The 26596-nt window shown below is 61.2% G+C and carries 23 protein-coding genes; 9 read left to right on the top strand and 14 right to left on the bottom strand.

Annotation, left to right across the window (positions count from 1 at the left end; translation table 11 throughout):
• Positions 1 to 705: 705 nt before the first annotated feature.
• From PSUM_RS28650 to PSUM_RS28640, 3 genes are all read right to left on the bottom strand, one after another.
• A complete protein-coding gene (locus tag PSUM_RS28650; protein WP_083348686.1) occupies positions 706 to 1956 on the bottom strand; it encodes an OprD family porin in 1251 nt (416 codons plus the stop codon).
• 167 nt (positions 1957 to 2123) lie between these two features.
• The gene (locus PSUM_RS28645; RefSeq protein WP_033045241.1) at positions 2124 to 3773 is read right to left on the bottom strand and encodes a cation acetate symporter; all 1650 of its coding nucleotides are present in this window, start codon (positions 3771 to 3773) and stop codon (positions 2124 to 2126) included.
• A complete protein-coding gene (locus PSUM_RS28640) occupies positions 3770 to 4099 on the bottom strand; it encodes a DUF485 domain-containing protein (protein WP_020800907.1) in 330 nt (109 codons plus the stop codon). The genes PSUM_RS28645 and PSUM_RS28640 overlap by 4 nt, the downstream gene beginning before the upstream one ends.
• Positions 4100 to 4487: 388 nt before the next feature.
• On the opposite strand from PSUM_RS28640, the gene PSUM_RS28635 reads away from it, so the two are divergent.
• Entirely contained in the window at positions 4488 to 5444 is a 957-nt protein-coding gene (locus PSUM_RS28635) for a LysR family transcriptional regulator (RefSeq protein ID WP_080725407.1), read from the top strand.
• A 17-nt stretch (positions 5445 to 5461) separates the two neighbouring features.
• Here the strand turns inward: PSUM_RS28635 and pqqE are convergent, their stop codons facing one another.
• From pqqE to PSUM_RS28605, 6 genes are all read right to left on the bottom strand, one after another.
• A complete protein-coding gene (pqqE, locus tag PSUM_RS28630; RefSeq protein ID WP_083348687.1) occupies positions 5462 to 6637 on the bottom strand; it encodes a pyrroloquinoline quinone biosynthesis protein PqqE in 1176 nt (391 codons plus the stop codon).
• On the bottom strand, positions 6609 to 6884 hold the full coding sequence (pqqD, locus tag PSUM_RS28625; RefSeq protein ID WP_083348688.1) for a pyrroloquinoline quinone biosynthesis peptide chaperone PqqD: 276 nt from the start codon (positions 6882 to 6884) through the stop codon (positions 6609 to 6611). Before pqqD ends, pqqE begins: the two co-directional genes overlap by 29 nt.
• Positions 6881 to 7633: a pyrroloquinoline-quinone synthase PqqC gene (gene pqqC, locus PSUM_RS28620; RefSeq protein ID WP_033043061.1), complete on the bottom strand. Its 753-nt coding sequence runs from the start codon at positions 7631 to 7633 to the stop codon at positions 6881 to 6883. Before pqqC ends, pqqD begins: the two co-directional genes overlap by 4 nt.
• A gap of 159 nt (positions 7634 to 7792) precedes the next feature.
• Positions 7793 to 7864, bottom strand: coding sequence for a pyrroloquinoline quinone precursor peptide PqqA (gene pqqA / locus PSUM_RS28615; RefSeq protein ID WP_003243383.1), 72 nt, complete (start codon positions 7862 to 7864; stop codon positions 7793 to 7795).
• Positions 7865 to 7952: 88 nt separating this feature from the next.
• Positions 7953 to 10049 (bottom strand): PQQ-dependent dehydrogenase, methanol/ethanol family, encoded by a 2097-nt coding sequence (locus tag PSUM_RS28610; RefSeq protein WP_083348689.1) that lies wholly within the window; start codon positions 10047 to 10049, stop codon positions 7953 to 7955.
• Positions 10050 to 10104: 55 nt separating this feature from the next.
• Positions 10105 to 11037 carry a transporter gene (locus PSUM_RS28605; protein WP_020801127.1) on the bottom strand — a complete coding sequence of 311 codons (933 nt, stop codon included), beginning with the start codon at positions 11035 to 11037 and terminating at the stop codon, positions 10105 to 10107.
• Between the two features lie 258 nt (positions 11038 to 11295).
• Between PSUM_RS28605 and PSUM_RS28600 the strand changes: the two genes are divergently transcribed.
• Entirely contained in the window at positions 11296 to 13206 is a 1911-nt protein-coding gene (locus PSUM_RS28600) for a sigma-54-dependent Fis family transcriptional regulator (protein ID WP_083348690.1), read from the top strand.
• A gap of 53 nt (positions 13207 to 13259) precedes the next feature.
• Here PSUM_RS28600 and PSUM_RS28595 read toward each other — a convergent pair whose 3' ends face one another.
• Positions 13260 to 13532, bottom strand: coding sequence for a DUF4242 domain-containing protein (locus PSUM_RS28595; protein WP_083348691.1), 273 nt, complete (start codon positions 13530 to 13532; stop codon positions 13260 to 13262).
• A gap of 91 nt (positions 13533 to 13623) precedes the next feature.
• Positions 13624 to 15114 (bottom strand): aldehyde dehydrogenase family protein, encoded by a 1491-nt coding sequence (locus tag PSUM_RS28590; RefSeq protein WP_033044822.1) that lies wholly within the window; start codon positions 15112 to 15114, stop codon positions 13624 to 13626.
• Between the two features lie 273 nt (positions 15115 to 15387).
• Between PSUM_RS28590 and PSUM_RS28585 the strand changes: the two genes are divergently transcribed.
• Positions 15388 to 16416: an AraC family transcriptional regulator gene (locus PSUM_RS28585; protein WP_083348692.1), complete on the top strand. Its 1029-nt coding sequence runs from the start codon at positions 15388 to 15390 to the stop codon at positions 16414 to 16416.
• A 79-nt stretch (positions 16417 to 16495) separates the two neighbouring features.
• Here PSUM_RS28585 and PSUM_RS28580 read toward each other — a convergent pair whose 3' ends face one another.
• A complete protein-coding gene (locus tag PSUM_RS28580) occupies positions 16496 to 17419 on the bottom strand; it encodes a transporter (RefSeq protein ID WP_033044824.1) in 924 nt (307 codons plus the stop codon).
• Positions 17420 to 17474: 55 nt separating this feature from the next.
• Positions 17475 to 18659: a methyl acetate hydrolase AcmB gene (gene acmB, locus PSUM_RS28575; protein ID WP_020801121.1), complete on the bottom strand. Its 1185-nt coding sequence runs from the start codon at positions 18657 to 18659 to the stop codon at positions 17475 to 17477.
• A 373-nt stretch (positions 18660 to 19032) separates the two neighbouring features.
• Here acmB and PSUM_RS28570 point away from each other — a divergent pair, with 373 nt between their 5' ends.
• From PSUM_RS28570 to PSUM_RS28550, 5 genes are all read left to right on the top strand, one after another.
• On the top strand, positions 19033 to 20274 hold the full coding sequence (locus PSUM_RS28570) for an OprD family outer membrane porin (RefSeq protein WP_020801120.1): 1242 nt from the start codon (positions 19033 to 19035) through the stop codon (positions 20272 to 20274).
• A gap of 41 nt (positions 20275 to 20315) precedes the next feature.
• Positions 20316 to 21671 (top strand): spinster family MFS transporter, encoded by a 1356-nt coding sequence (locus PSUM_RS28565; RefSeq protein ID WP_033044825.1) that lies wholly within the window; start codon positions 20316 to 20318, stop codon positions 21669 to 21671.
• Positions 21672 to 21756: 85 nt separating this feature from the next.
• A complete protein-coding gene (locus PSUM_RS28560) occupies positions 21757 to 22731 on the top strand; it encodes an AraC family transcriptional regulator (RefSeq protein WP_083348693.1) in 975 nt (324 codons plus the stop codon).
• A 95-nt stretch (positions 22732 to 22826) separates the two neighbouring features.
• On the top strand, positions 22827 to 23936 hold the full coding sequence (locus PSUM_RS28555; protein ID WP_020801117.1) for an NAD/NADP-dependent octopine/nopaline dehydrogenase family protein: 1110 nt from the start codon (positions 22827 to 22829) through the stop codon (positions 23934 to 23936).
• Positions 23933 to 24931 (top strand): 3-hydroxybutyryl-CoA dehydrogenase, encoded by a 999-nt coding sequence (locus tag PSUM_RS28550; protein WP_083348694.1) that lies wholly within the window; start codon positions 23933 to 23935, stop codon positions 24929 to 24931. Before PSUM_RS28555 ends, PSUM_RS28550 begins: the two co-directional genes overlap by 4 nt.
• A gap of 28 nt (positions 24932 to 24959) precedes the next feature.
• Here PSUM_RS28550 and PSUM_RS28545 read toward each other — a convergent pair whose 3' ends face one another.
• Entirely contained in the window at positions 24960 to 25853 is an 894-nt protein-coding gene (locus PSUM_RS28545) for an alpha/beta fold hydrolase (RefSeq protein WP_033044830.1), read from the bottom strand.
• 129 nt (positions 25854 to 25982) lie between these two features.
• Here PSUM_RS28545 and PSUM_RS28540 point away from each other — a divergent pair, with 129 nt between their 5' ends.
• Entirely contained in the window at positions 25983 to 26570 is a 588-nt protein-coding gene (locus PSUM_RS28540) for a CGNR zinc finger domain-containing protein (RefSeq protein WP_083350138.1), read from the top strand.
• Positions 26571 to 26596 lie beyond the last annotated feature (26 nt).

Genomic DNA, 26596 nt, shown 5'->3' with positions numbered 1-26596 from the left:
ATCGCGGGCGCCCCATTAACCACGATGGCCGAACGCAGGCATTGCGCAGTGGGTAAACCGGCAGGACGCCGGTTTAGCCGCGCTGGGCCATGGATGGCCCAGCGCGGCGACCCACGGAGCAATGCCGGAGTGAGGGCATGCCGAGCCCGAGCGAGGCACCGAGTGGTGGGGCAAAGCCTTTTGCTTCCTTTTTGGCGTTTGAAAAAGGGAGTCGCTGTAAAAGCGAAACCATAAGTGGCCGTAACCGCAGCAATGGATATGTACGCAGGCAACCAATTTCACACAGGGCTTCTTGTGACGCCCCCGCATCACCGTTGCGCACGGCTCAATTAATACGTTGTCAGTGGAACGCGGAGCGTCCCTGGCGGCATTCCCACGCAGAGCGTGGGAACGATCAAACCATAAGCCGCCGTTACCGCAGCAATGGATATGTACGCAGGCAACCAATTTCACACAGGGCTTCTTGTGACGCCCCCGCATCAACGTTGCGCACGGCTCAATTAATACGTTGTCAGTGGAACGCGGAGCGTCCCTGGCGGCATTCCCACGCAGAGCGTGGGAACGATCAAAACACAGGCATCACCAAAAGCAGGTCGGCTGTCAGGCCGCCTCGCTTTGGCTGTTGATCGCGAGCGCCCCGTTAACCACGATGGCCGGAGAGAGGGCATGCCGAGCCCAAGCGAGGCACCGAGTGGCGGGGGGGATTTACCAGAGCGCCAGGGTATAGCTGAGGATCAGTCGATTCTCATCCAGGTCACTGCCGAAATGGGTCGAGCGCACCGTCGCGTTGCGCCACTTCACGCCGACATTTTTCAGCGGCCCGCTCTGTACGACGTAGCCAATGTCGGTATCCCGTTCCCATTCCTTGCCTTGCGGGCGATTTGCGCCCAGATCGATGTTGTCGCCGCTGAGGTAGCGGGTCATGAAGGTCAGGCCCGGTACGCCAATGGCCGCAAAGTTGTAGTCGTAGCGCGCCTGCCAGGACTGTTCGTCCTTGCTGGCGAAGTCGCCGATCTGCACAAAGTTCACCAGGAAAGCGTCGGTGCCGTTGACGTAGGCGTAGCCGGTGTCGCCGCTCATGCCTTGATAACCCACACCCAACGCATGTCCGCCGAGGTTATAGGTGAACATTGCGCCAATGGCGTTGTTATCGACGTTGCTGCCCCCATCGTCCGTTGAACGGGCGAAGCGCAGATCCGTCTTAAACGACTGGCCGGTCGTCACTGGCAACACGTAGGTCAGGTTGACCAGGTGCTGGCTGTAGAAGTTGTCGAGGTGACCGTAGCTATAGCCGGTGGCAAGGTTGCTGGTCCATTTGTAGTTCAGGCTGGCGAAATCGAAGCGGTCGCTGTCGATGTGACGTGTGGTGATGCCCTTGGCGCCCGTTCGGGTGATGCCCATGTCCTCGTAGTCCGAGGAGTCGCGCTGATTGACCTGCGTCAGGCGCCCGGCGTCCACGGTCAGGCCTTCGAGTTCCAGCGACGTCAACTGACCGCCCTTGAAGGTTTGCGGCAACAACCGTGAATCGTTAGCCAGTACCGTCGGCAGCTTCGGCAGCAACGTACCGAGTTTCAGTGTGCTTTTGGAGGCGCGCACTTTGGCGGTCAGGCCCAGTTCGCCGTACTCGTCCTGCGCACCCTTGCTCGTGTCGCGATGGCGTTTGAGCAGGCCGGAACCTGCGCGATCAGGGCTGGAGTCGAGCTTGACGCCGACCAGTCCGATGGCATCGAAACCGACACCGATCAACCCTTCGGTGAAGCCCGATTCATAGCGCAGCAGGAAGCCTTGGGCCCATTCCTCTTGTTTGGATTGGGCGGCGTTGGCCTGACGATAATCTCGGTTGAAGTAAAAATTGCGCAGCTCCAGGCTGGCCTTGCTGTCTTTGATGAAGTCCGCATGGGCCTGGGTGGCAAGGCTGGTGCCTGCGAGGAATAGACTGAAAAGGGTAGGTTTCATGTTTGTCTCTTGTTGTTATGGGCAAGCCGATCCCGCACTGGCCGTGGCCGGTGGAGGGAAGGCTGGTTGGCGGTGCCCTGGCCGGGCGGCGCAGGGCGGGCGTAAAAAAGCGCGAAGCCAAGGGGCGCACTCGCGCTCGAGGCATTGGCCCCGGAAACACTGCAGCGTCAGTGACTGCTGGCCATGGCAGCGCCCAGGCCGGTCTGGGCGCGCACGAACTGATCGGCATAGGCCGCGCGTTCACGATCGGCACGCTCGCTGCGGTCCAGCCTGGACACCACCACTATGACCAGGAAGGCCAGGGGCATGGAGAACAGTGCCGGCTGGTCGTAGGGGAAGATCGCCTGGGCATGGCCCAGTACACCGACCCACACCGACGGCGAACCGATGACCAACGCCAGGGCGCTGACCAGGCCGGTCAAGCCGCCGTAGAGGGCGCCGCGGGTGGTCAGGCCACCCCAGTACATGGCCATGATCAGTACCGGGAAATTTGCCGAGGCGGCGATGCCGAACGTCAGGCCGACCAGGAAGGCGATGTTTTGGCCTTCGAACAGAATCCCCAGGGAGATTGCGACAATGCCCAGGCCGACAGTGGCGATGCGCGACACGCGCATTTCCTGCTTCTCGTCCGCCTTGCCCTTCTTGAATACCGAGGCATACAGGTCGTGGGAGATCGCCGAGGCGCCGGCCAGGGCCAGGCCGGCTACCACTGCAAGGATGGTGGCGAAGGCAACGGCGGAAAGGAATCCCAGAAACAGGTTGCCGCCCACCGCTTTGGCCAGGTGCATGGCTACCATGTTGCCGCCGCCGATCATGGCACCACCGAGCTTACCGTCGACGTAGTACTGCGGGTCTGTGCCGACGATGACGATGGCGGTGTAGCCCAGGATGCAGACCACGAGGAAGAAAAAGCCGATGAACACCGTGGCAAACAACACCGATTTGCGCGCCTCCTTGGCATTGGGCACGGTGAAGAAGCGCATCAGGATGTGCGGCAGGCCGGCGATACCGAAGACGAGGCCCAGGGACAGTGACACCGCGTTGACCGGATCGGCCAGCAAGGTGCCCGGGCCCATGATCTGCACGCCGCTGGCATGCACCGCTACGGCCTGGGCCGACAGCGTCTCGAAGCTGAAACCGAAGCGGCTCAGGGCCATCAACATCAGGGTCGTGCCGCCCGCCAGCAGCAGGACCGCCTTGGTGATCTGCACCCAGGTGGTCGCCAGCATGCCGCCGAAGATCACATAGACCAGCATCAGCAGACCGACCACCACCACCGCCGTACGATAGTCGAGGCCGAACAGCAGCTTGATCAGTTGGCCGGCACCGACCATCTGCACCACCAGGTAGCAACACACCACCGTCAGCGAGCCGAGGGCGGCGAAGCTGCGCACGCGAGTCTGGTCCAGGCGCAGGGAGACGATGTCGGCGAAGGTGTAGCGGCCCAGGTTGCGCAGGCGCTCGGCCATCAGGAAGGTGACGATGGGCCAGCCGACGAAGAAGCCGATGATGTAGATGAAGCCGTCATAGCCCTTGGTGAACACAAGGCTCGAGAGCCCCAGCAACGTGGCGGCAGACATGTAGTCCCCGGCGATCGCCAGGCCATTCTGGAAGCCTGTGATACCGCCTCCGGCGCTGTAGAAGTCGGCAGCGGAACGCGTACGACGGGACGCCCACCAAGTGATCAGCAAAGTGGCGAGGACGAAGACGAAGAACATGCCGATGGCATGCACATTGAGCGGTTGTTTCTCGGCAGTGATGGGGGCGGCGGTGGCCAGCAAGGGGCTGAAGGCGAGCAGGGCGAGTAGGGGTTTCATGCGCGGGTCTCCTGCAGGATCTGCGCGCTGAGCGCGTCGAAGCGGGTGTTGGCGGTGTGCACATACCAGGCGGTCAACAACCAGGACAGCAGGATAATCGCCACGCCAATCGGCATCCCGAGGCTCAGGTGGCTGCCGTCGTACATTGGCAAGTGCAGCCAGGCGGGTGCAAAGGCCACGACCATGATGAAGCTGTAATAAACGGCCAGGACCACGGCGCTCAGGGACCAGGCCAGCAGCGAACGCTGGCGCGTAAGGCGTTGGAAGTTGGGATTGGCCCTGACCTGGGCGCAGATCTGGACATGGTTCGGATGGTCAGTCGTCATCGTGAGGCTCCGCTTTTTTAATTGTTGTTTGTCGGCCTTTTGAGGGGCGTACGGGTACCCGGGCGACGTTCCGAAACGGAGCGTCACCTGAATGCTGCTGGAGTCGTTGCTGCCCTGGCGATCTTCCGGAGGCGAGGGGATGTTGATGGCGAAATCGGGTGCCAACAGTGGGCCCGCCGCATGAACCCGCGGTGGGTACGAATGCGACAGATTGCACTGCCGCGCAGTTGCCTTTTTTCGCCTTGAAAACAGGCTTTTGAGCCTGCATTCAGGCCGTCAGCCCTGATTGAAATCAGGGCCTTTCCGCTTGCGAAATGCTGCTGGTAAAACCAGGCTGGATGCGAGTATATGTTGGCTAATTTCCAATAAGAATTGGCAGAAAAGCCTGATGAATATGCAAAATCGCACAACGCAAAACCAAGTGAATTGGGACGATATGCGTTTCTTTCTCGAGGTCGCCCGTGCGCGCACCGCCAGTGGCGCAGCACGCCGCCTGGGGGTCGACTACACCACGGTGTCGAGGCGCATCCGCGCCCTTGAGCAAAGCCTTGGCGCACTGCTTTTCGAGAAGTCCCGTGCGTCGGGTTTTGTCATGACGGTCGAGGGGCAACGCCTGATCAGTCACGCCGAATCATTGGAAAGTACATTGCTGGCAGCGTGCGAGCAGGTATCGGGAACCACCGCGGGGCTCGCCGGGCATTTGCGCATCGGCTGTACCGAAGCGTTCGGCTCCTGTTTCATCACCACGCAGATGAGCCATTTCATCATTCACTATCCGCACATCTCAGTGGACATCCTGCCGGTCCCGCACTTCGTCAACCTGTCGCGACGCGAGGCGGACATCGCCATCACCCTGGAGCGCCCTGAACGGGGTCCCTACGTGTGTTCGCGCCTGTGCGACTATCGCTTGCGCCTGTATGCGACACCGCAGTACCTGGCCGATCATCCACCGATTACCAGCAGCGAGGATTTGGCCAGTCACCCGTTCGTGACCTATGTCGAGGACCTGGCCTTCAGCTTCAAGCTGCTCTACCTGAACGACCTGCTGCCCGGCGCGCACAGCCGCCTGCGCAGCACCAGCGTAGTCTCCCAGTACCATGCGGCTTTGGAAGGCCGCGCGCTGGCCATTTTGCCCTGCTTCCTCGCCGGTCCCGACCCGCGCTTGTGTGAAGTGCTGCCGGATGAGGTCGAGGTCACTCGACAGTTCTGGATGTACTACAGCGAGGATCTGCGCAAGCTCAAGCGGATCACTCTGGTAGCCGACTATTTGCGTGCCTGCGCGGAACTCAATCAGCCGCTGCTGATGGGCGAGTCCCGTGTGATGGCGTACTTGCCGTCGCCCTGAATCCTGGGTTAACGCATTCAACCGTTCTTGACGATCAGGCGTGAGTTTCGTTCATTGCGAAAGGCCAGTTGTTCAATGGTCTGGGTCGCGTGCTCGGCCTCTTCGCGGGCCTTGAGGATCACGCCGTGATGAGGCGACTTGCTGCACACCGGGTCGGCGTTGCGCGCATCCCCCGTGAGCATGAAGGCCTGGCAGCGACAGCCGCCGAAGTCCTTTTCTTTCTCGTCGCAGGAGCGGCATGGCTCGGGCATCCAGTCGTAACCGCGAAAGCGGTTGAAGCCGAACGAGTCGTACCAGATGTGCTGCATGCTGTGCTCGCGCACGTTGGGAAACTGCACCGGCAGCTGTCGGGCGCCATGACAGGGCAGGGCGGTGCCGTCCGGTGTGACCGTCAGGAAGATACTGCCCCAGCCGTTCATGCAGGCTTTCGGGCGTTCTTCGTAGTAGTCCGGGGTGACGAAAATCAACTTGCACGGATGCCCTTCGGCTTCCAGTTTGGCGCGGTATTCGTTGGTAACGCGCTCCGCACGAACAAGCTGTTCCCGGGTCGGCAGCAGCCCCACCCGGTTGAGTTGCGCCCAGCCGTAGAACTGGCAGGTGGCGAGTTCGACGAAGTCGGCCTCCAGGGCAATGCACAGCTCGATGATGCGGTCGATCTTGTCGATGTTGTGCCGATGGGTGACGAAGTTCAGCACCATCGGGTAGCCATGGGCTTTCACGGCGCGGGCCATTTCCAGCTTTTGCGCGAAGGCTTTTTTCGAGCCCGCCAGCAGGTTGTTCACCTGCTCGTCGCTGGCCTGGAAACTGATCTGGATGTGATCGAGACCGGCCTTTTTGAAATCGCTGATTTTCTGCTCGGTCAGGCCGATGCCGGAGGTGATCAGGTTGGTGTAGAACCCCAGCTGGCGCGCTTCGCCAATCAGCTCGGCGAGGTCCTGGCGCACCAACGGCTCACCACCGGAAAAGCCCAACTGCGCCGCGCCAATCTCGCGGGCCTCGCGGAACACCTTGATCCACTGCTCGGTACTCAACTCCTGGCCTTGTTCGGCAAAATCCAGCGGATTGGAGCAGTACGGGCATTGCAGCGGGCAGCGATAAGTCAGTTCGGCCAGCAACCAAAGGGGCAGGCCGATCTCGGGCTTGGGCGGCACTTGCCTGGATGAATCAGGCAAGTTCGATCCAGTGCTGCGCACGGGCAACCTCCATGAATTGCTCGATGTCGTCACCGAGCTCAGGCACATCGGGGAACTGCTGGTTGAGTTCCTTGATAATCGCGGCGACATTGCGCTCGCCATCGATCAAGCCGCCAATCAGCGCGGCGCTTTCATTGAGTTTAATCATGCCTTCCGGGTACAGCAGCACGTGGCCTTTCTGTGCCGGTTCGTACTGGAAACGGTAGCCAGGACGCCATGACGGGGTCTTGCTGCGATCGAAACTCATAGGGGGATTCCTTTGTGCCAGACCCGTTCACTCGTCACCGTATGGTAGGGCGGGCGGTTCAACTCATAGGCCATGCTCATGGCATCGAGCATGCTCCAAAGTATGTCCAGTTTGAACTGGAGAATTTCCAGCATGCGCTCCTGGCCTTCCCGGGTCGTGTAGTGCTCGAGGGTGATGGCCAGGCCGTGCTCGACATCGCGCCGCGCCTGGCCCAGGCGGGTGCGGAAATACGCGTAGCCGGTGGGGTCGATCCACGGGTAGTGCTGCGGCCAGCTGTCCAGGCGCGATTGGTGGATCTGCGGGGCGAACAGCTCGGTCAGCGAGCTGCTGGCCGCTTCCTGCCAACGGGCGCGACGGGCGAAGTTGACGTAGGCGTCGACAGCAAAACGCACGCCGGGCAGTACCAGTTCCTGGGAGCGCAATTGGTCCGGGTCGAGACCGACGGCCTGGCCCAGGCGCAGCCAGGCTTCGATACCGCCGTCTTCGCCGGGGGCGCCGTCATGGTCGAGCAGGCGTTGAATCCATTCGCGACGGACCTCGCGGTCCGGGCAATTGGCCAGGATGGCCGCGTCCTTCAGGGGGATGTTCACCTGATAGTAAAAGCGGTTGGCAACCCAGCCCTGGATCTGCTCGCGGGTGGCCCGGCCTTCGTACATCGCCACGTGGTAGGGGTGGTGGATGTGGTAGTAGGCGCCCTTGGCGCGCAGGGCGGCTTCGAATTCGGCGGGGGACATGGGGGTGTCGGTCATTGCGGTTCTCCAACGAACAGCCGTAGAAATGAGGCGTTATTACCGGCCTCTTCGCGAGCAGGCTCGCTCCCACAGTAGATCGCCTTCCCCCTGTGGGAGCGAGCCTGCTCGCGAAGGGGCCATCGGTTACAGCACAAGACTCATGCCGTCACTACAGGGTCACCGGTTGGCGAAGTACATCGTGACTTCGAAGCCAATGCGCAGGTCGGTGTAGGCAGGTTTGGTCCACATGATCGAGTTCCTCATTGTTTTTGGGTTGGTTAGTTGCCCGGCAGGGTGGCGAGCGCGGTCATCCGGACTCGCCACTTTTACGCTACGTCTACGGCGTGGCCTTGGCCGCAACCGGTTGCTGTGCCTTGAGGTAAGCGGCGTACTCCTGGCTCATGACGTAGTGCTTGATCTTCTCGACATCGGCGGGCTCGAGGCTGTCCTTGAAGGAGGGCATGCCTAGCGGCCGCAGTACGCCGTCCAGGACAATCTGCTGGAACAAGTGGCGGCGCGATTCATCGGAATTGCGCAGATCGGGGATCAAGCCACCACTTTGCGCGCCCACACCGTGGCAGACGGAGCAGTAGGCGCCGTACAACTGCTGGCCGGCGGCGATATCCGCGGCGGGAGCGTCGACCGGTGTTGGCGTGCGGTTCACCGCCACCACGGCTTTTTCCGGCAGTGGCGGAAGGGAGGCCTTGCCATCGAGCTTGAACACCAGCAGGCGGCTGAGGTTACCGGCTCCCGGCGCGACGGCGGCATCGCCTCCGATCAGCGGGGCGACACCGCCCCAACCGGCCATCACGGCGATGTACTGCTCACCGTCCAGGCTGTAGGTGATGGGGGCTGCGACGATGCCGGTCTGTGCGCCGAACGACCAGAGTTTTTTTCCCTTGTCTGCGGAATAAGCGACGAAGTTGCCGTTGGCCGTACCCTGGAACACCAGGTTACCGGCGGTGCTGAGGGTGCCGCCGTTCCAGTAGTGATCGTAGGGTACGCGCCAGGATTCCTTTTGCTTGACCGGGTCCCAGGCCAGCAATGCACCGGAAACAGCCTCGCGGGGAATCTCGGTGGCGTCGGAGAAGCCCGCGCCGGTGTTGAAGCCCTTGCGCTTTATGAAGTCCTTGCCTTCGTTGCGATAGACACCCGGGATCTCCTGATAGGGAATATAAACCAGGCCGGTTTGCGGGTTGAATGACATCGAATGCCAGCCGTGCGCGCCGAAGGGGCTCGGCCACATGACGATAGGCTCTTTCTCGTAGCGCACACCGGGCGCCTCCACCGGCTTGCCGGTCGCCAGGTCGATCTTCTCGGCCCAGGTGACCTTGCCGAATTTTTCGGCAGAGAGCAGCTCGCCGGTCTGGCGGTCGATGACGTAGAAGAAGCCGTTTTTCGGCGCTTGCATCAGCACCTTGCGCGGCTTGCCGCCGATCTCCAGGGTCGCCAGGGTAATCTGCTGGGTGGCGGTGAAGTCCCAGGAGTCGCCCGGGGTCACCTGATAGTGCCAGGCCAGCCGACCGGTGTCCGGGTTGAGCGCGAGGATCGAGGACAGGTAGAGGTTGTCGCCGCCACCGGGGCTACGCAGCTCGCGGTTCCACGGCGAACCATTGCCGGTGCCGACGTACAGCAGGTCCAGCTCAGGGTCATAGGCCATGCCGTCCCATACCGTGCCGCCGCCCCCAAGCTTCCAGTACTCGTCACCCTTCCAGGTCTTGGCCGCTTCGGCCAGCTCTGGGTGTTCGTAGGGCTGGTTCGGGTCGCCGGGCACCGTGTAGAAGCGCCAAGCCATCTTGCCGGTCTCGGCATCATAGGCGGAGAAGTAGCCGCGCACGCCGTATTCGGCGCCGCCGTTGCCGATGATGACCTTGCCCTTCACCACACGTGGCGCGCCGGTAATGGTGTAGGGCTTGCTGTTGTCGGTGGTCTGCTGGCTCCACACCTCTTTGCCGGTTTTTGCATCGAGGGCAATCAGTCGCCCGTCCAGGGTGCCAATGAAGACCTTGCCGTTCCACAGCGCGACGCCGCGATTGACCGCGTCGCAGCAGGCGTCGCGGGCTTTTTCGCGGGCGATCTGCGGATCGAAGGTCCAGAGCGTCTTGCCGGTGCGCGCATCCACCGCCATCGCGCGGCTCCAGGACAGCGATGTGTAGAGCACGCCGTCGGCGAAGAGCGGCGTGGCTTCCAGGCCACGGTGGTTATCAAGGTCGAGGGACCAGGCCAGGCCCAGCTTGTCGGCGTTCTTCGCGGTGATCTGGTCCAGGGGGCTGAAGCGCTGTTCGTCGTAGGTGCGGCCATGGCTGAGCCATTGGCTACCGTCTTGCTTGCTGGCAATGATGGCGGCCTGGTCGACCTGTGCGGCGACGGCCAGCGGCGCCAGCAAGGCGAAGGCCAGGCCAGCGAGAATTCGGGATGCAGACTGCGTGTTCATAGACGCAGGACTCCTGTTATTGAAATTGGAATGAGACCCTGGCGAGCGGCGGTGGCTAGAACAGCTGCAGGATGCGCAAGTTGATGCGGCTGTCCTCCTCGAAGCCGTTGTCCACCGCGATGTCCTGCCCGTAATTGACCATCAACTGGGTGCTCGGGGTGACGAAGTACGACGTGCCGACCGTGAATTTGCTGGTGCCCGGCTTGTCGTCCATATCTATGTCACTGATGTTGCTTTCACCGCCCCAGAGCTTCGAAACGCCCGCGCGCACATCGAAACGCTCGGTGAAGTTGTAGCGTAGAAAAGCCTGGCCCTGATAGAGAGGGTCCTGCTTCTGGGTTTCGCTGGCTCTACCGAAGTCGTCGTTGTGGCCAAAGAGCGTCACGTCGCCGACCAGATCGAGGGTCAGCTTTTCGGTCAGGCCGGTGATATAGCCCGCTTGCAGGGCGAGCTTCCAGCGGTTCTCGCCGAGGTTGATCGCGCGGTCCTTGTCGTAGCTCCCAGTGGGTACGTAGAGGAACGGGGTGATGCCGAAGTAGCGGCGATTTTTCGGTTCATTCAGCAGCCAGACGGTGGCGGCAAGGATCAGGTCGCCAGTGCCGCTGTCGTTGCCCAGGTCTTGCAGATCATCCTTGGCTCGCAAGTTGCCGAACGGCAGGAGGAACTGCGGGTCGACGATGTAATCGCCAATTTTGGTGAAGTGCACGCCGCGCAAAATACCGATGTCGGAATCCAGGCCGGCATCGATCGGTACCTTGTGGCCGTCGGAGTAGAGGGCATTGCGTTCGGCATGCTGGTAATAGACCAGGCCCAGGTTGGTGCCTTCGGGAAGTGCGGTGTAATCGCCGGCATCGACGTCCACCGCCAGGGTGCTGCAAGAGAAACCGGCCAGCAGGCCGAAGAGCGAAGCGTGCAACAGATGGGCCAGGCGAAACTTGTGTGGTGGCCAGCCCGGGCTACGAGGAGCCGGCTCTGTGCTCATTTTCATGACATTACCTTTATTGTTTTTGTTTATGATCAACTTAGTGCCGGAGCGGTTATCCGGACTAACGTGAAGTCATTGAGCAGAGCTTGTGCCAGCTTTTTATGGCTTAATAAAAAAGCTTTTAAATCAATGGCTTGAGTAATAATAAGAAGTGTCGAAGGCAGTGCGGGAAGAGTCCCGCTGTATCGCTGGCTCAATTTGAGACAGTGGCTTGGGGTCGAGCTGGCCCACTTCGAGACATTCGGCCGCGAGACGCATGCCATGCCCAAATCCAGCAGCCCCGCGACACCCCCTTCGCGCAAGCGTTTCGTCGACTCACAAGTGATCGAGAGATCCTGGCAGCGCTCGCAGAATTACGGCCTGTGCCAGCGCGACAATCTGCTGTTTGACGCGCCGGTGGTTGCCAGTCGCGAGCAGATCGCTGAAAGCAATCGCCTGTTGCTGACCTGCGCCGCTCCGGAGATGGAGCAGCTGCACGCCGCCCTGTCGCCGAAAGACTGGGTGCTGGCCTGCCTCGATCTGGAAGGCGTGGTGCTCAGCAGCCTGGGCCGACTCAGCCCGGACAACCGCGAGTTGAATCAGGTGTTCCGCGTCGGTGCGCAGATCTCCGAACAAAACGTCGGCACCACCGCACCAAGTTGCGTCCTCACCGAGCGCGACTCGGTATTTTTTGTCGGCGAGGAGCATTACCTGGAGGAGGCTCGCCAGTTCTCCTGCCTGGCCACGCCGATCTTCGGCCTGGATGGCGGCATAGTCGGGGTACTGGACGCCAGCAGCAAACATGGCGTGCCCTCGGTGTACACCCTCGATTCCCTGGTGTTCGCCGCGCGTGCCATCGAAAACCGCATGTTCGCCCAGCTCGGCGATGTGCTGCTGGTGCACTTGCACCATCGCCTGGACATCCTCGGCACGCCACTGGAAGGCCTGCTGGCCTTCGATCCTGCCGGCAAACTGCGCTGCGCCAACCGCATCGCCGCACAGTTGTTGACGCTCGGCGAGATCCAGACCGGCCTGGACTTCGCCGAACTGTTCGACATGCCCTTCGTTCATGCCACCTGTTACTGCCGCCACGACCTCAGCGCGCCGTTGCGCCTGCGCAGTCACCACCGCGGCGAACTGCATGCTTGCATCACGCTCGGCCCCGGGCAGAAACCGATGCGGGGACAGCCTCCGGTACTCTCGCGTGCGAAAACCGCCGAGCCGCTGCCACCGCCGCAAGCCGGCCCCTGTCTGCAGGATCCGACCCTGCAGGAGGCTCTGGCCCGCGCACGCAAGGCCTTCGCCCGCGACATCCCGGTATTGATCAACGGCGAGACAGGCACTGGCAAGGAGGTCTTCGCCCGTCTGTTGCACGAAGGCAGCAGCCGCGCTGGCGAAGCCTTCATCGCGATCAACTGCTCGTCCATTCCGGCCAGCCTGATCGAGTCGGAATTGTTCGGCCACGCCGAAGGTGCCTTTACGGGCAGCCGCAAGGGCGGCGCCAGCGGCAAGATCGAACAGGCGCACAAGGGCACCCTGTTCCTCGACGAGATCGGCGACATGCCCCAGGAGCTGCAGGGTCGCCTGCTGCGCGTGTTGCAGGAGCGCAGCCTGACCCGCCTTGGCAGCAGCGAGGTGATCAAGGTGGACTGCGCGCTGATCTGCGCCACCCACCGCGACCTCAAGCAGCTCAGCGCCAACCATGGATTCCGCGAGGATCTCTACTACCGCATCAACGGCCTGCGCGTGGTGCTGCCAGCGTTGCGCGAACGGCACGATCTAGTGGAACTGATCCAGCACCTGTTGTGCGCCGAAAACACCGCACAGCAGGCGCCCAGGCTGAACAAGGCGGCGCTGCAGGCGCTGTTGGCCTATCGCTGGCCTGGCAATGTCCGCCAGCTTTACCAGACCCTGCGCCTGGCCGCCGCCCTGGCCGAGAATGAAGGCGAGATCGGCCTGCAGCACCTGCCGGACGACGTAATGGAGGTTGGTGATACCCCGGCCTCGCCAGCGGCAGGCAAGCCGCAGTCGCAGCCGCAGCCACAGGCGGGGGATACCCTGCTGGCCTCCAAACAGCGCGCAATCAAGGCGGCGGTGGAGGCGAGCGGCGGTAACCTCTCGGCTGCCGCGCGCAGCCTGGGGATCGGGCGCGCGACGCTGTACCGCAAGCTCAAGGGGATGCAGGAAGATTAACGCCACGGGCAAGACCGCGCTCCAAGAGGAGCGGCGGCCTTGCGCACGAGGTCCTAGCGGGCGGTGTTCGCGCCGATGATATCGAGCACTTCGGCCACGCTGTTGGCCGGGAAGCCGCCTTGCTCGGCATGTTCGCGGATCAACTGTTCGTTCGCCGCGATGTACAGGCAGTAGACCTTGTCGCCTGTCACATAACTGTGTAGCCATTGGATGTGAGGCCCCATGGTGCCAAGCACGGCACAGGACTTCTGCGAGATGGCCCGGAGTTCCTCGGCCGAGAGTTTTCCAGCCCCCGGGATTTCCCGTTCGATGACATATTGAGGCATGACAGTTCCTTCAAATGAGTGGTGAGCGATGACGCATCACCCGAGATGAAAAGGCTGAGACCGCGCAAGCCGGCCCCAGCCTGAGAAGGGATTACAGCTTGATCATTACCGTCTTCAGTTCGGTGTAGTGGTCGATCGCTGCCGCACCCAGTTCACGGCCGACGCCGGACAGCTTGTAGCCGCCGAAGGGCAGCACCGGGTCGAGGGCGCTGTGGCAGTTGACCCAGACCGAGCCGGACTTGATGCGCGGGATCATGCGGTGCACCGCGCTCATGTCATTGGACCAGATGCTGGCCCCCAGACCGTAGCTGTTGTCGTTGGCCAGGTGCACGGCCTGGTCGATGTCGTCGAAGGGCATGGCCACCAGCACCGGGCCGAAGATTTCTTCCTGCACCAGACGATGCTGCTGGTCGACGTCGACGATCACCGTGGGTTGGACGAAGTAGCCGGGGCCGAACTTCTCGCCGCCGCAGGCGATGGTGGCGCCCAGTTCGCGGCCCATCTCGATGTAGTTGTGCACCCGATCCTGTTGCTTGGCGGAGATCAGCGGCCCCATGGCCACGCTGGGGTCCAGGCCGTTACCGAGCTTCATGCCATTGGCGATATCGACGATGTCGCCCACCACCCGGTCGAAATGCTTGCGGTGCACATACAGGCGCGAACCGGCGCAGCACACCTGGCCCTGGTTGAAGAAGATAGCGCTGGCGGCACCGGCCGCGGCCACCTGCAGGTCGGCGTCCGCCAGGACGATGGTTGGCGATTTGCCGCCCAACTCCAGGGTCACGCGGGTCATGTTGTCCATGGCCGCCTTGCCGATCTGCTTGCCCACTTCGGTGGACCCGGTGAAGGTCAGCTTGTCTACTCCCGGGTGATTGCTCAGCGCCGCGCCAGCGTTAAGACCAGTGCCGGTGACCACGTTGAACACGCCGGTGGGGTAGCCGGCTTCCAGCACAAGCTCGGCCAGCTTGAGGGCACTCAGGGGGGTCTCGTCGGCAGGCTTGAGTACCAGGCTGCAACCGGTGGCCAAGGCCGGGCCGAGTTTCCAGCAAGCCAGCATGAAGGGAAAGTTCCAGGCAACGATGGCGCCAACCACCCCAACCGCCTCGCGGCGGATGAAGGCGTGGAATTGGCTGTCCGGCATCAGCGGCAGGGACGGGTCCACAGTAGTGCCCGAGAGCTTGGTGGCCCAGCCGGCCATGTAGCGCAGGGAGTCGATAGACAGTTGGACGTCCACCAGGCGTGCCATCTGCACGCTCTTGCCGTTGTTCAGGCATTCCAGCTCGGCGATCACCTGGGCGTCGCGCTCGATCAGGTCGGCCAGCCGCCACAGCAGGTTCTGCCGCTCGCGTGGGCGCATGTGGCTCCAGGCGGAGTCATCGAAAGCGCGTCGCGCGGCTTGCACGGCGCGATCCACATCGACATGGGTGGCGGACGGCACGTCCAGCAGCAGCTTGCCGGTGGCCGGATTGCGCACGGCCATCGTCGCGCCGCTGGCGGCGTCCATCCATTCGGCGCCGATCAGCATGCGCGATCGTCTGGAGAGGAATTCAACGGTCTTGGGATGCAGTGGAAGGTGTTCCATGGGCGAGGCCTCGTTGTTGTGATTTTTGTCCCAAGCCCCGGAGCAACGCCTGTGCCAGCCTGCTAAAAACGCCGTGGCGCCGGGCGTGATGCGTTGCCAATGAGCATTGCGCACAGGTATGACGAAGGCAGGGCTGTATCGAACCCGTACAACTGTTTCAGAACGGGACAGTCACCATCAAAAAGCTCTTTACGCAGGGGCACTGGCACCGGATGATCCCAGTCCAGCAAGAGCATTCACCCGACCCTAGAAAAATAAAAAACAGGTGTCTTCATGCTTCTCGACCATGCGTTGTTAACAGATGTCAGCGGCAAGCCGATACGCCAGCAGCACAAAGTTTTTTCAACCGAGTGGGATGAAATCAGCGCCTGGTCGGATCGCGTTTACATGCCCTATCGCGTCACCCCCAAAGGGCAAGCCATCAAGCCTCGCGCCACCATGCATTCATCCAGGATTGGCGAGTTGACGCTGACCCGTTTTGGTTATGGCGTGGCGGTGAGCGTCGATGATTTTTCGCCTGAGGCGGGGAATGCCTTGCTGCTCACGACCATTGGCGGCAATGCCCGGCATTGGACACAACGTTCAGACACTGAAGATACGGCAGTGGGTGAGTCCTTCATTGCCGATTGCAGTCGTGTCGAATACCGGGTTGACCTGGATCCGGATCACCTGCAACTGAATCTGACCCTTCCACATGCAGTGTTGGAGCAGATGGCGCAGCAGTGGTTTGGGTTCGTGCCCGACGATCGATTCTGGAGGCATAAGTGCATCATCGGTGGGGTCGGTTCGAGCTGGCTAAGTCTGCTGGAGTACACGGTTCGGTGTGTTGCCGAAGCTGGCGAACACATGACTGAGGGACGTATGGGGGCTCATCTGCAGCAAGCGCTGTGCGTTCATCTGTTGCGAGAGTGGGCTGGCCGCGCCGCACAAGCCGGACTTGATTTCAACAGTCCAAAGAACCGGATTGCGCCCCGCTACGTGAGGGCTGCCGAAGAATTCATGAGTGCCAATGCAGCGAGCCTGCCGACGATGGCAGAGGTTGCCAGTGCGGTCGGGACCAGCGTGCGGGCATTGAGCGGGGCCTTCTCGCGCTTTCGCGGTATGACGCCCGGTGCGTTCCTGCGCGAGCAGCGGCTACAGGGAGTGCACCGCGATTTATTAGTGGCAGATCCAGCGTCGGGCGCGACAGTTTCTGCCATTGCCTTTCGATGGGGTTATCTGAACCTGGGTGATTTCGCGGGGCTCTATCGCAAGCGTTTCAGTGAACTGCCGTCACAAACCTTGCAGCGCCGGTTGCGCTAGCGGCTTGATGAAAAAAAGGGCACCGAGAGTAACGTCAAAGCCACTCTCGGTGCCCACCAACCCAGCCAATCGCAGCGGGTCAGAACACCCACAGCAACCGTAGGTTAACCCGCTGTTCTTCCTTGAAACCATTGTCGACCGATACGTCCTGGCCGTAATTGAGCAGGGCCTGGAAGGTCGGGGTCATCCAGTAGGATCCTCCGACACGATACTTGCTGGTACCGGGTTCATCGTTCTGGTCCTGGCCATCGATGCGCGTCTCGCCGCCCCAGAGTTGAGACGCGCCGACGTGCACCGACAGCTTGGGTGTCACGGCGTACCTGAGGTAGGTCTGGGCTTGCCATAGCGGCTTCTGGCGCAACGTCAGGCCTTGACTCGTGAGGTCGTCATTCTTGCCGAACAGCGTGACGTCGGCGGTGAGGTCCAGGGACAATCTGTCAGTGAGGCCGGTCACATAACCGGTCTGCAAGGTCATCTTCCAACGGTTTTCACCGAGGTTGAGTGCATCGTTGCGGTCATAGCTACCGGTCGGCACGAACAGGTAGGGCGCAATGCCCCAGTAACGGTTCTTCGCCGGATCGTTCACGAGCCACAGGGTCGAGGCCAGAATCAGATCACCCGTGCCACTGGTTTGTCCCAACGCGTCGTTGTCGCGTGTTCCTTCCAGGCGACCGAAGGGCAACAGGAACTGCGTATTGATCGTGTAGTCACCCAGCTGCTGGTAATTGGCGACGCGCAGTATGCCGATATCCGAGTCGAGTCCAGCTTTGATCGCAACCTTGTGACCGTCACTGTAGAGCGACCGCCGCTCGGCATGCTGCAGGTAGAGCAAGCCGATATTGCTGCCGGCTGGAAGCGCAGCGGCGTATTCGCCGGCGTCCACATCGATGGCATGGGCGTTGCCGGCCAGGGTGGCCAGCAGCAATGCGGCACCGATCATTGAAGTATCCAATGCGCAAGCTGAGAAACGAGCGCGCGCAGGGGTACGCGTGGAGATCTCCATGAGTCACCTGTTTTTGTTTTTGTAGGTTTTAGAGAGGGGTGAATCAGGAACCGGCTCAGCGGCTCAGGTTGCGGTAGGCCGCCGTTTCGAAATCCAGATAACCCTGGGTCGATACAGGGTCTACGAATGGCAGTATCTGGGTGGCCCAAAAGCCACCGATGCCATTCTTGCGATCGATCCAATAGAAGAGATTGGCCAATCCAGCCCACGCCAAGGAGCCCGCAGGGCGACCGGTGGGAGCGTCTTGTTCGTTGATCATGAAACTCAACGCCCACGACTTTGGCATGCCGGGGAAGAATTCCGCAGTATGGGAAATACTCGGAATCACGCAGGGAAGGGCTTTTATCTTCAAGTTGTCGAGGCCGTTTTGCTCGGCGAAACGAATCGTCTCCGGCTTCAGGATCCGTCCGTGATCGCCTTGTCCATCGTTCAGCCAGGCGCGGATGAACAGGCAGTAATCCTTGACTGTCGAAAACAGGCCATGGCCTCCCATATGCACTTCGGGTTCCGGCGGGAGGAGGGAGCCTTCGACCGGGCTCAGCGATCCATCCTCTTCACGCTGGTGCATGCCAGCCCGTCGCTGGAGCATTGACGGGGTCATGGTGAAGGCCGTGTCGGTCATGCCCAGAGGCTCAAAAATACGCTGTTGCATGACTTCACCCAGGCGCTTGCCGGTAATGGCCTCGACCACCAGGCCGGCCCAGTCCATGTTGGAACCGTATTCCCACTGCTCACCAGGCTCGAACAGCAAGGGCGTTTTCAGGGCAGCCAACGATCCGCTGATGATGCTGGGTTGTCGTTGCTCCTGGACCAGCCTGTTGTAGTGTTCGTTGAAGAATTCGTAACCCAGGCCTGCGGTGTGAAGCAGGAGCATTCGGGTGGTGATGTGATTTTTCGCAGGGCGAAGCCGTGGGGTGCCGTCGCTATCAAACCCTTCGAGCACCTTGAGTTCGCCGATCATCGGCAGGTAGTCCCTGGCGGGCGCATCGAGATCCAGTCGGCCTTCCTCGACCAACTGAAGCACGGCCGTGGCGGTTATCGCCTTGGTCGTGGAAAACATCGCGAAAACACTGTCGGTCGTCATTGCCTCTGGTTGACCGAGCGTTCGTTGCCCTGAAGCACCCTCGTAGAGCAAACCGTCTCGCCCGGTGACGGCAGCAACGACGCCTGGGACGCGCTGCTGCCCAACGGTGACGGTTTCGAGTATCTGGTCGAATGCTGATGTAGAACCTGGATTCATTATTCTTATTCTCCTTAAACCCAACCCTGGTGCGCTTGGCTAGCGCCTGGAGCGGGATGTGCAGTGACAGGACTGATTGGGCCGACGTGAAGCGATGAACGTCGGGCCAGGGGAGATTAAGAAAATAAAACCGGAGCGTTTGTCGGCTGCCGGCAGAGGGTGTCGGAATCCGGCATTTATCCAATTACCTGCTTCGCCTAAGGGAAACCTTTAGCCGCACGGGAGATTTCCCCCCTTCGGATGCTGTTCATCTTGATACCGGCGCGGCGTCTACTCGCTTACCTTGCGCACACAGGAAGCGTGTCGTCGTAGCGGACTGTTCCATTGAGCTCGCCTTGCGCTTACCCCATAACAATAAGAATGGAGATATCAGGTGAAGCAATCTTGCCGTGGGCTCGGTATTGCCAGTGTGATCGGGGTTATCTGTTCGCCATTGGCAGCTCATGCCGATGTGATCGATGACAGTCATTTCAAAGTGGATACGCGTAACTTCTACTTGCACCGAAACTACACCAACACCCATGCACCGGTGTCTGAAGTGCACAGTTGGTCTCAGGGTTTCGATGCGCAATTTACCTCCGGCTACACCGACACGGCCTTGGCCATTGGCCTGGATGTGGATGCGCAATACGCCGTGCGTCTGGATTCCTCGGGCAACGACGGTTCGCTGCCGTACAGTGTGAGCGATCAACAGACTGCCAATGACTACAGTCGCGCCGGTGCGACCTTCAAGATGCGCTACAGCAAGACCGAGTTAAAGGTGGGTGACCTGCGCCCGCAATTGCCGGTGGCGTTCGATGACCCCAGTCGACAGCTGGATACCATCTATCAAGGGGCCGTGGTCGAGTCCAAGGAAATTGACGGATTGACCGTGACCGGTGGCCGCTTCTGGTCTGCCGTGACACGGGAGTCTTCCAATCACGAAAAGCTCTACAAGTTTGGCTCCACCGATAATCTCGACAGTGACGGCCTGGATTTTGGCGGCGTCACTTACGACATCAGCAAGACGTTGCAAGCCAGTTACTTCTACGGCGTCCTGCACGATATCTACCAGCAGCACTATTTCGGCCTGATGCACATGGCTGACCTGGGCAATGGCTACAAACTTAAAACCGACTTGCGCTACTTCAATAACAATGAAGACGGCAGTGCCTTGAACGGTGAAATTGACAACCGCTCCTACGGTGCCCTGTTCAGCTTGCTCAAGGGGGCGCACATGTTCGGCCTCAGTTACCAGCGCATGCTCGGTGACAGCGTGTTCCCGACCATGAACGGCTATATCCCGCAACCTTACCTGGTGCACTGGTCGTCCCTGGGTTTTGTCCGCCCCGATGAAAAGTCCTGGGGCGCGCGCTACAGCTATGACTTTGCCGGGATGGGCGTGCCGGGGCTGAAATTCTACACGCGCTACATCAAGGGCACGAACTGGGACCGCGGCGGCAACTTGAGCGACAACCAGGAAAGCGAACGCTACCTGGGGCTCAATTACGTGGTACAGAGCGGGGCGCTGCAAGGCCTTGGACTGGACCTGCGTAACATCGATGTGAAACAGAAGTACGGCTACGACTACAACGAGTTCCGTGTCGCCACGACCTACACGTGGAAGTTCTGGTAAGCGCATTGACTCCATAACAATACAAATAGGAGCAAAGACTAGTGAATATACAGGTCGATAACCCGGTCCTGCAGCGCAAGAAAACCTACGTCTACGAGTGGTACGTGGTGGCGCTGTGCATGATCGCCTACATCTTTTCGTTTGTGGATCGGCAGATCCTGGCGCTGATGATCGAACCGATCAAGGCCGACCTGCAGATCAGCGACACCCAGTTCAGCCTGCTGCACGGGCTGGCCTTTTCGTTGTTCTACGCCTTCATGGGCATGCCCATCGCCTATCTGGCTGACCGCTTCTCCAGGCCGAGGATCATCGCCGTCGGCGTGGTGTTCTGGAGCCTGGCGACCGCAGCCTGCGGCCTGAGCAAGAACTTCCTGCACATGTTCCTCGCGCGCATTGGCGTCGGCGTTGGCGAAGCGGCCCTGTCGCCCTCGGCCTACTCGATGTTCAGCGACATGTTCCCCAAGGAGAAACTCGGTCGCGCCGTGGGCATCTACTCGATCGGCTCGTTCGTCGGTGGCGGCCTGGCCTTCCTGGTGGGTGGCTATGTGATCGCCATGCTCAAGGACATGAACACCATCGAGGTCGCCTTTCTCGGCGCGATGAAAGCCTGGCAACTGGCGTTCTTCATTGTCGGCCTGCCCGGTATCGTGGTCGGCCTGTTGATCTGGCTGACCGTGCGCGACCCGGCGCGTAAAGGCCTGCAGGTCGATGCCCAGGGTCGAGCCAAGAAGGTCGCCATGAGCGATGGCTTGCGCTTCCTGGGTCGTCACCGTGCCACTTTCACCTGCCATTACCTGGGCTTTTCGTTCTACGCCATGGCGCTTTTTTGCATGATGAGCTGGAGCCCGGCGTTGTACATCCGAAAGTTCGGCCTGTCGCCGATGGAGGCCGGCTACATGCTCGGCACCGTGCTGTTGGTGGCCAATACCGCCGGCGTGCTGTTCGGTGGATGGCTCACCGACTACCTGGCCAAGAAGGGTCATCAGGACGCGGCGATGCGCACGGGTGTCATCGGTGCCCTGGGCATGGCTGTACCGGCCGTGCTGTTCCCGCAAGCCGATCAGCTGTGGCTGTCGGTGACCCTGCTGGTGCCAGCCATGTTCTTCGCCTCGTTCCCGATGCCGGCATCCACGGCGGCGATGCAGATCCTCGCGCCGAACCAGGTACGCGCACAGGTCTCGGCGGTGTTCCTGCTGATCAGCAACCTGCTGGGGTTGGGCCTGGGCACCACGCTGGTGGCGCTGTTGACCGACCGCTACTTCGGTTCGCCGGCAGCGGTGGGCTCGTCGATGTCGTTGGTGATCGCCGGTGCGTCGGTGTTGACCGTGTTGTTGCTCTGGCGTGGTTGCCGGCGTTTCCGCGAAAGCTATGCGCGGGAGTATCCGAGCCGCGCTTGATTGGTCATAGTTCATGATCGGTGCCTCGGCCCCGCTGCGTTTGTATGCAGCGGGGCTGAAGCACTTCCAGGCCAGGAGAATCCCGATGTTGAATGACGTACACCTACTGGAGCGGCATAGCCTGCTCAGCTCGGCCGATTACCGCGAGATCAAGGACAAGGTCAGTCATTACCTGTGTCCGCACAGTTTCAACGTGCTGCGTGACGAGCCGATCCATACCCGGCTCAACGGCGTATTCTTCGGTACTTCGGCGCTGCTCGACCTGCGCTATGGCGCGCCGGTGGAGATCAACATCGGCGACATTGCCGATCAGTACCTGTTTCGCATCACCTTGCAGGGGCATTGCGAAGTGGCCCACGGCCGGCGAAGTGCGGCGATGCAGTCGGGCTGCCTGAGCGTTTCCTCGCCGTTCGCGCAAAGCCGCATCGTCACCGATGGCGAGTGCCGCAACCTGATCCTGCGCGTCGACCGTGATGCCCTGCAGCTGCAACTGCAACGCCTGCTCGGGCGCAGCTTGCGGCAGTCGGTGATCTTCGATGTCAGCGTCGACCCGCTGGGCGCCGGTGTGGTCAGCCTTTATCACACCCTGGACTACATCTGCCGGCTGTACGGCAGTGGCGTGGACGGATCGCGGCTCGCCAGCGGCTTGTCCGATTACCTGATGCAACTGCTGCTCACCCAGCTGCCACATAACTACTCGACGGATCTGTTGATCGATTCGCGCGCGCCGCTGCCGCACCACGTGAAGAAGGCCCGTGACTACATCGAGGCGCACCTTGGCGAGTCGATCAGCCTGGCGACCCTGAGCGAGCTCTGTGGCGTCTCGGCTCGCACCTTGCAAAACGGCTTCAAACAGTTTCTGCAGCAGGCGCCGGTCGAGTACATCCGTGAGCGTCGCCTGGCGGTGATCCACGAATCGCTGCAACAGGGTAATACCTGCGAAAGCGTCACCGATATCCTGTTGCGCCACGGCATCAACAGCTTCGGGCATTTTTCCAGTGCCTATCGGCAACGCTATGGCTGCCTGCCGTCGGACACCCTGCGCCGACACAAGCATTAAGACTTCTGCGTAATCCGTCAGTCGGCTGCGCAATCGGGAAAGTCCGTGGCGGTGCAGCCCGATAGCATCGAGTCTCTTACAAGAGGAGCAACTCGATGAATATTACCGTGCTGGGTGGGGGACATGGCTGCTACGCCGCAGCTGTCGAGATGGCTGAAAAGGGGCATCAGGTCCGCCTGTGGCGGCGCGACTCGGCAGCGCTCAAAGAGTTGCTGGCCATCGGCAGCCTGACCATCAGGGACTATCGGGGTACCCGTCAGCTGTCCGTCGGCAAACCTGGCGACAAACTGTCGTTCACCGACGATTTGGCCGAAGCCCTGGGCGACGCGCAACTGGTGATCATCCCGCTGCCATCGACCTCCCACGAAGACCTGGCCAGGCATGTGGCGCCGCATCTGCGCGATGGCCAGGTGGTGTTCCTGCCACCGGGCACTTTCGGCAGCTACGTGTTTGCCAAGGCCATGGCTGATGCCGGTAACCTGGCCAAAGTCGCCTTCGCTGAAACCGGTACGCTGCCGTACCTCGTACGCAAGCATGGCGCCAGCGAGCTGGTGATCAGTTGCTACGCGACCCGCCTGCCGACTGGCGTGTTCCCCAGCAACCTGTCCGAGCACGCCTTCACGGTATTGCGCGAGGCCTACCCGAGCGTTGAACCGATCGAAGACGCCTTGAGCGGTGCGTTGATGAACGCAGGTCCCATCATCCACCCACCGCTGATCATGATGAACGCAGGTCCCCTGGAGCATTTCGAAGCCTGGGACATTCATAACGAAGGCACCCAGCCGTCGATTCGTCGCGTGACCAACCAGCTGGACGCCGAGCGCATGGCCGTGCGTGAAGCACTGACCTACGGCGCACCGCACTTTCCCCTGGCCGACCATTACAACACCAGCGAAGGCGAGGCGTGGATGTACGGTCGCGGTGCCCATGGCAAGCTGACCGACAGCGGTGACTGGCGCGAAGACATCGACCTGCAGACCCATCGCTACATGCTCGAAGACACCCGCCTGGGCCTGTCCTTCCTGGTGTCCGTTGGCCGTTGGGCCGGTGTGCCGACCCCGGTTGCCCAGGGCCTGCTGAGCATCGCTTCGGTCGTTGCCGAACGTGATCTCTACGCCGAAGGCCGCACCCTGGAAAACCTCGGTCTGGCCGGGCTCGACCGCGAACGGATGACCGAACTGCTGACCAAGGGCTTTCAATCATGAGCATTGAATTGCCTCAGGTCAGCGTGGTCGGCGCCGGCCGGATGGGCGAGGGCATTGCCCTGGCCTTCATCCATGCGGGCTTGCCGGTTACCCTCATTGACATCAAGGAGCGCGCCGAGGATGAGCGCGACGACTACTTCGAGCGCGTGCGCAATAACATCCGCGGCGAACTGCTCATGCTGGTTCGCCTCGGAGTGCTCCAGCCGGAACAGGCGGACATCGCGCTATCGCGCTTGACCCTGCAAACCCGGGACCGGGCCTGCGAGGCGTTGCGCCGATGCGAGCTGGTGTTCGAAGCCGTGCCGGAAGTCATCGAGGCCAAGCAACAGACGTTCGCCTGGGTCAGCGAGCATGTCCCGGCGTCGGCGATCATCGCGTCGACCACCTCGACTTTCCTAGTTACCGAGTTGAGTGAAATGGTCAGCACGCCGGCGCGCTTCGTCAACGCGCACTGGCTCAATCCCGCGCACCTGATGCCGCTGGTGGAAGTCAGCCGCAGCGCCGCGACCTGCCCACAGGTGGTCGAGCGGCTGCTGCAACTGCTCAAGCGCATCGGCAAGGTGCCGGTGGTGTGCAATCCGGTGGCGGGCTATATCGTGCCGCGCATCCAGGCACTGGCGATGAACGAAGCCGCACGGATGGTGGAAGAGGGCGTGGCCAGCGCAGAGGATATCGACACAGCCGTTCGCATTGGCTTCGGCTTGCGCTTCTCGGTACTGGGACTGCTCGAGTTCATCGACTGGGGTGGCGGCGACATTCTCTACTACGCCTCGCATTACCTCAGTGGCGCGCTGGCGCCGCGCTTCGAATCGCCACAGGTGATTGCCGACAACATGCACAACGGCCGCAACGGCCTGCGCGACGGCCAGGGTTTCTACGATTACCGTGAACTGGACGTGGAGGCCTACAAGCAGCAGCGGATGGGAGCCTTTGTGCAAAAGCTGGCGTCGTCGGGGTTGACGCCAGCGTTCGATGGCGCGTTGGCTCAGGCCTGAGCATCAGGGCCCGGATGCCGGGCCCTGACTACGCGACGTTTGAGTTGATGTCGTTGCCCACGACTTCGACGATGCGCCGGGCAATATGGTCGACGTGGGTCTCCAGGGCGAAGTGGCCGGTATCGAGCAACTCGACCACCGCATTGGGGTTGTCGCGCTGATAGGCCTCGGCGCCCGGTGGAATGAAGAAGGGGTCGCCTTTGCCCCAGATCGCCAGCGTTGGCACCTGGGTGTCGCGAAAGAACTGTTGGAATGCCGGATACAGCTCGAGGTTGTTCTGATAATCAAGGAACAGGTCGAGCTGGATGTCCTTGTTGCCGGGCCGCTCCAGCAGAAGCGCGTCCAGATGGTACGCCTCGGGTGCGATCACCTCGGGATGACTCACGCCCTCCACATACTGCCAGCGCGTGCCTTCCAGATGCAGGATGGCATCCTTGATCACCTGGCGATTGGCGGGCGACGGGTCGGCCCAGTACTGGCGGATCGGCGCCCACGCATCCCCCAGACCTTCGAGATACGCATTGCCGTTTTGCGAAACAATCGCGCTCACCCGATCCGGGTAAGCCAGCGCCAGGCGCAAGCCAGCGGGGGCGCCGTAGTCGAAGAAATACATCGCATAACGCTGGAGTCCCAGTACATCGACAAACTGGCGCAGCGTCTCGCCGATCGCATCGAAGGTGTAGACGTAGTGACGTTCAGCCGCCACTTCGGTGAAGCCGAATCCGGGCAGGTCCGGCGCGATGAGGCGGTATTTGTCCGCCAGCAGCGGGATCAGCTCGCGGAACTGGTGCGACGAGCTGGGAAAGCCGTGCAGCAGCAACAGTACCGGCGCGTCGACAGCGCCGGCTTCGCGATAGAACACCTTGACGCCGTCGGCTTCGACGAATTTGTAGGCAACGTTGGTGTGTCGGGAAGTGGTCATTGTTCATTGATCCTGTAACTGTATAAAAGTGTTTTTACGGGTTACTTGAATCTATTTTGCATGGATTATGTAACTGGTCAAACTATTTTTATGGGTTACAATCTGTCTGGTTATTCCCTGGAGATTTCCATGACTGACGACGTCACCCCCCTTGAACTGCCTGCGCCGTTGCTACTGGCCGATCACCCGGCGCTGGACCTGCTGAACACCCGCATGATGGTCGATGGTCAGCGGCAAGACTTGCTCGGCACCGATTCCGATGCGGCGTCGTGGCTGCAGCAGTCGGGGTTCGGGTGGGTGACAGGCGTGGAAGGGAGCGACGGGCATTTGCTCGCCCGATTGCGCAAGCTGCGCGACAGCATCGAGGGCCTGGTCGCAGCCCGCCGGGAAAATCGCCTGGCGGATCCGGCAGCGTTGAATGCATTTCTGTTGGCGGCGGTGCCGCAACTGGTGTGGGAGGAGGGCGGCGCGCCGGTACTGGATCGCTTCCGTCAGGGTGATGCCGCCAGCCAATGCCTGAGCCGGCTGGCTTATGCCGCTGCCGAGTTGTTGGCTGAAGGCGATTTCAATCTGGTGCGCAAATGCGAAAACGCGGAATGTTCATTGATGTTCTATGACCGCACCAAGGCGCACAAACGGCGCTGGTGCAGCATGGCGCTGTGCGGAAACCGGCATAAGGTCGCCGAGTTCCGCAAGCGGCGCCAGGGTGCAACTTAGGGTTAGGGCACCTGGCTGTGGACCTG

Source organism: Pseudomonas umsongensis, from assembly GCF_002236105.1.
Taxonomy (GTDB): Bacteria; Pseudomonadota; Gammaproteobacteria; order Pseudomonadales; family Pseudomonadaceae; genus Aquipseudomonas; species Aquipseudomonas umsongensis.
This window is presented reverse-complemented; position numbering and strand designations above follow the sequence as displayed.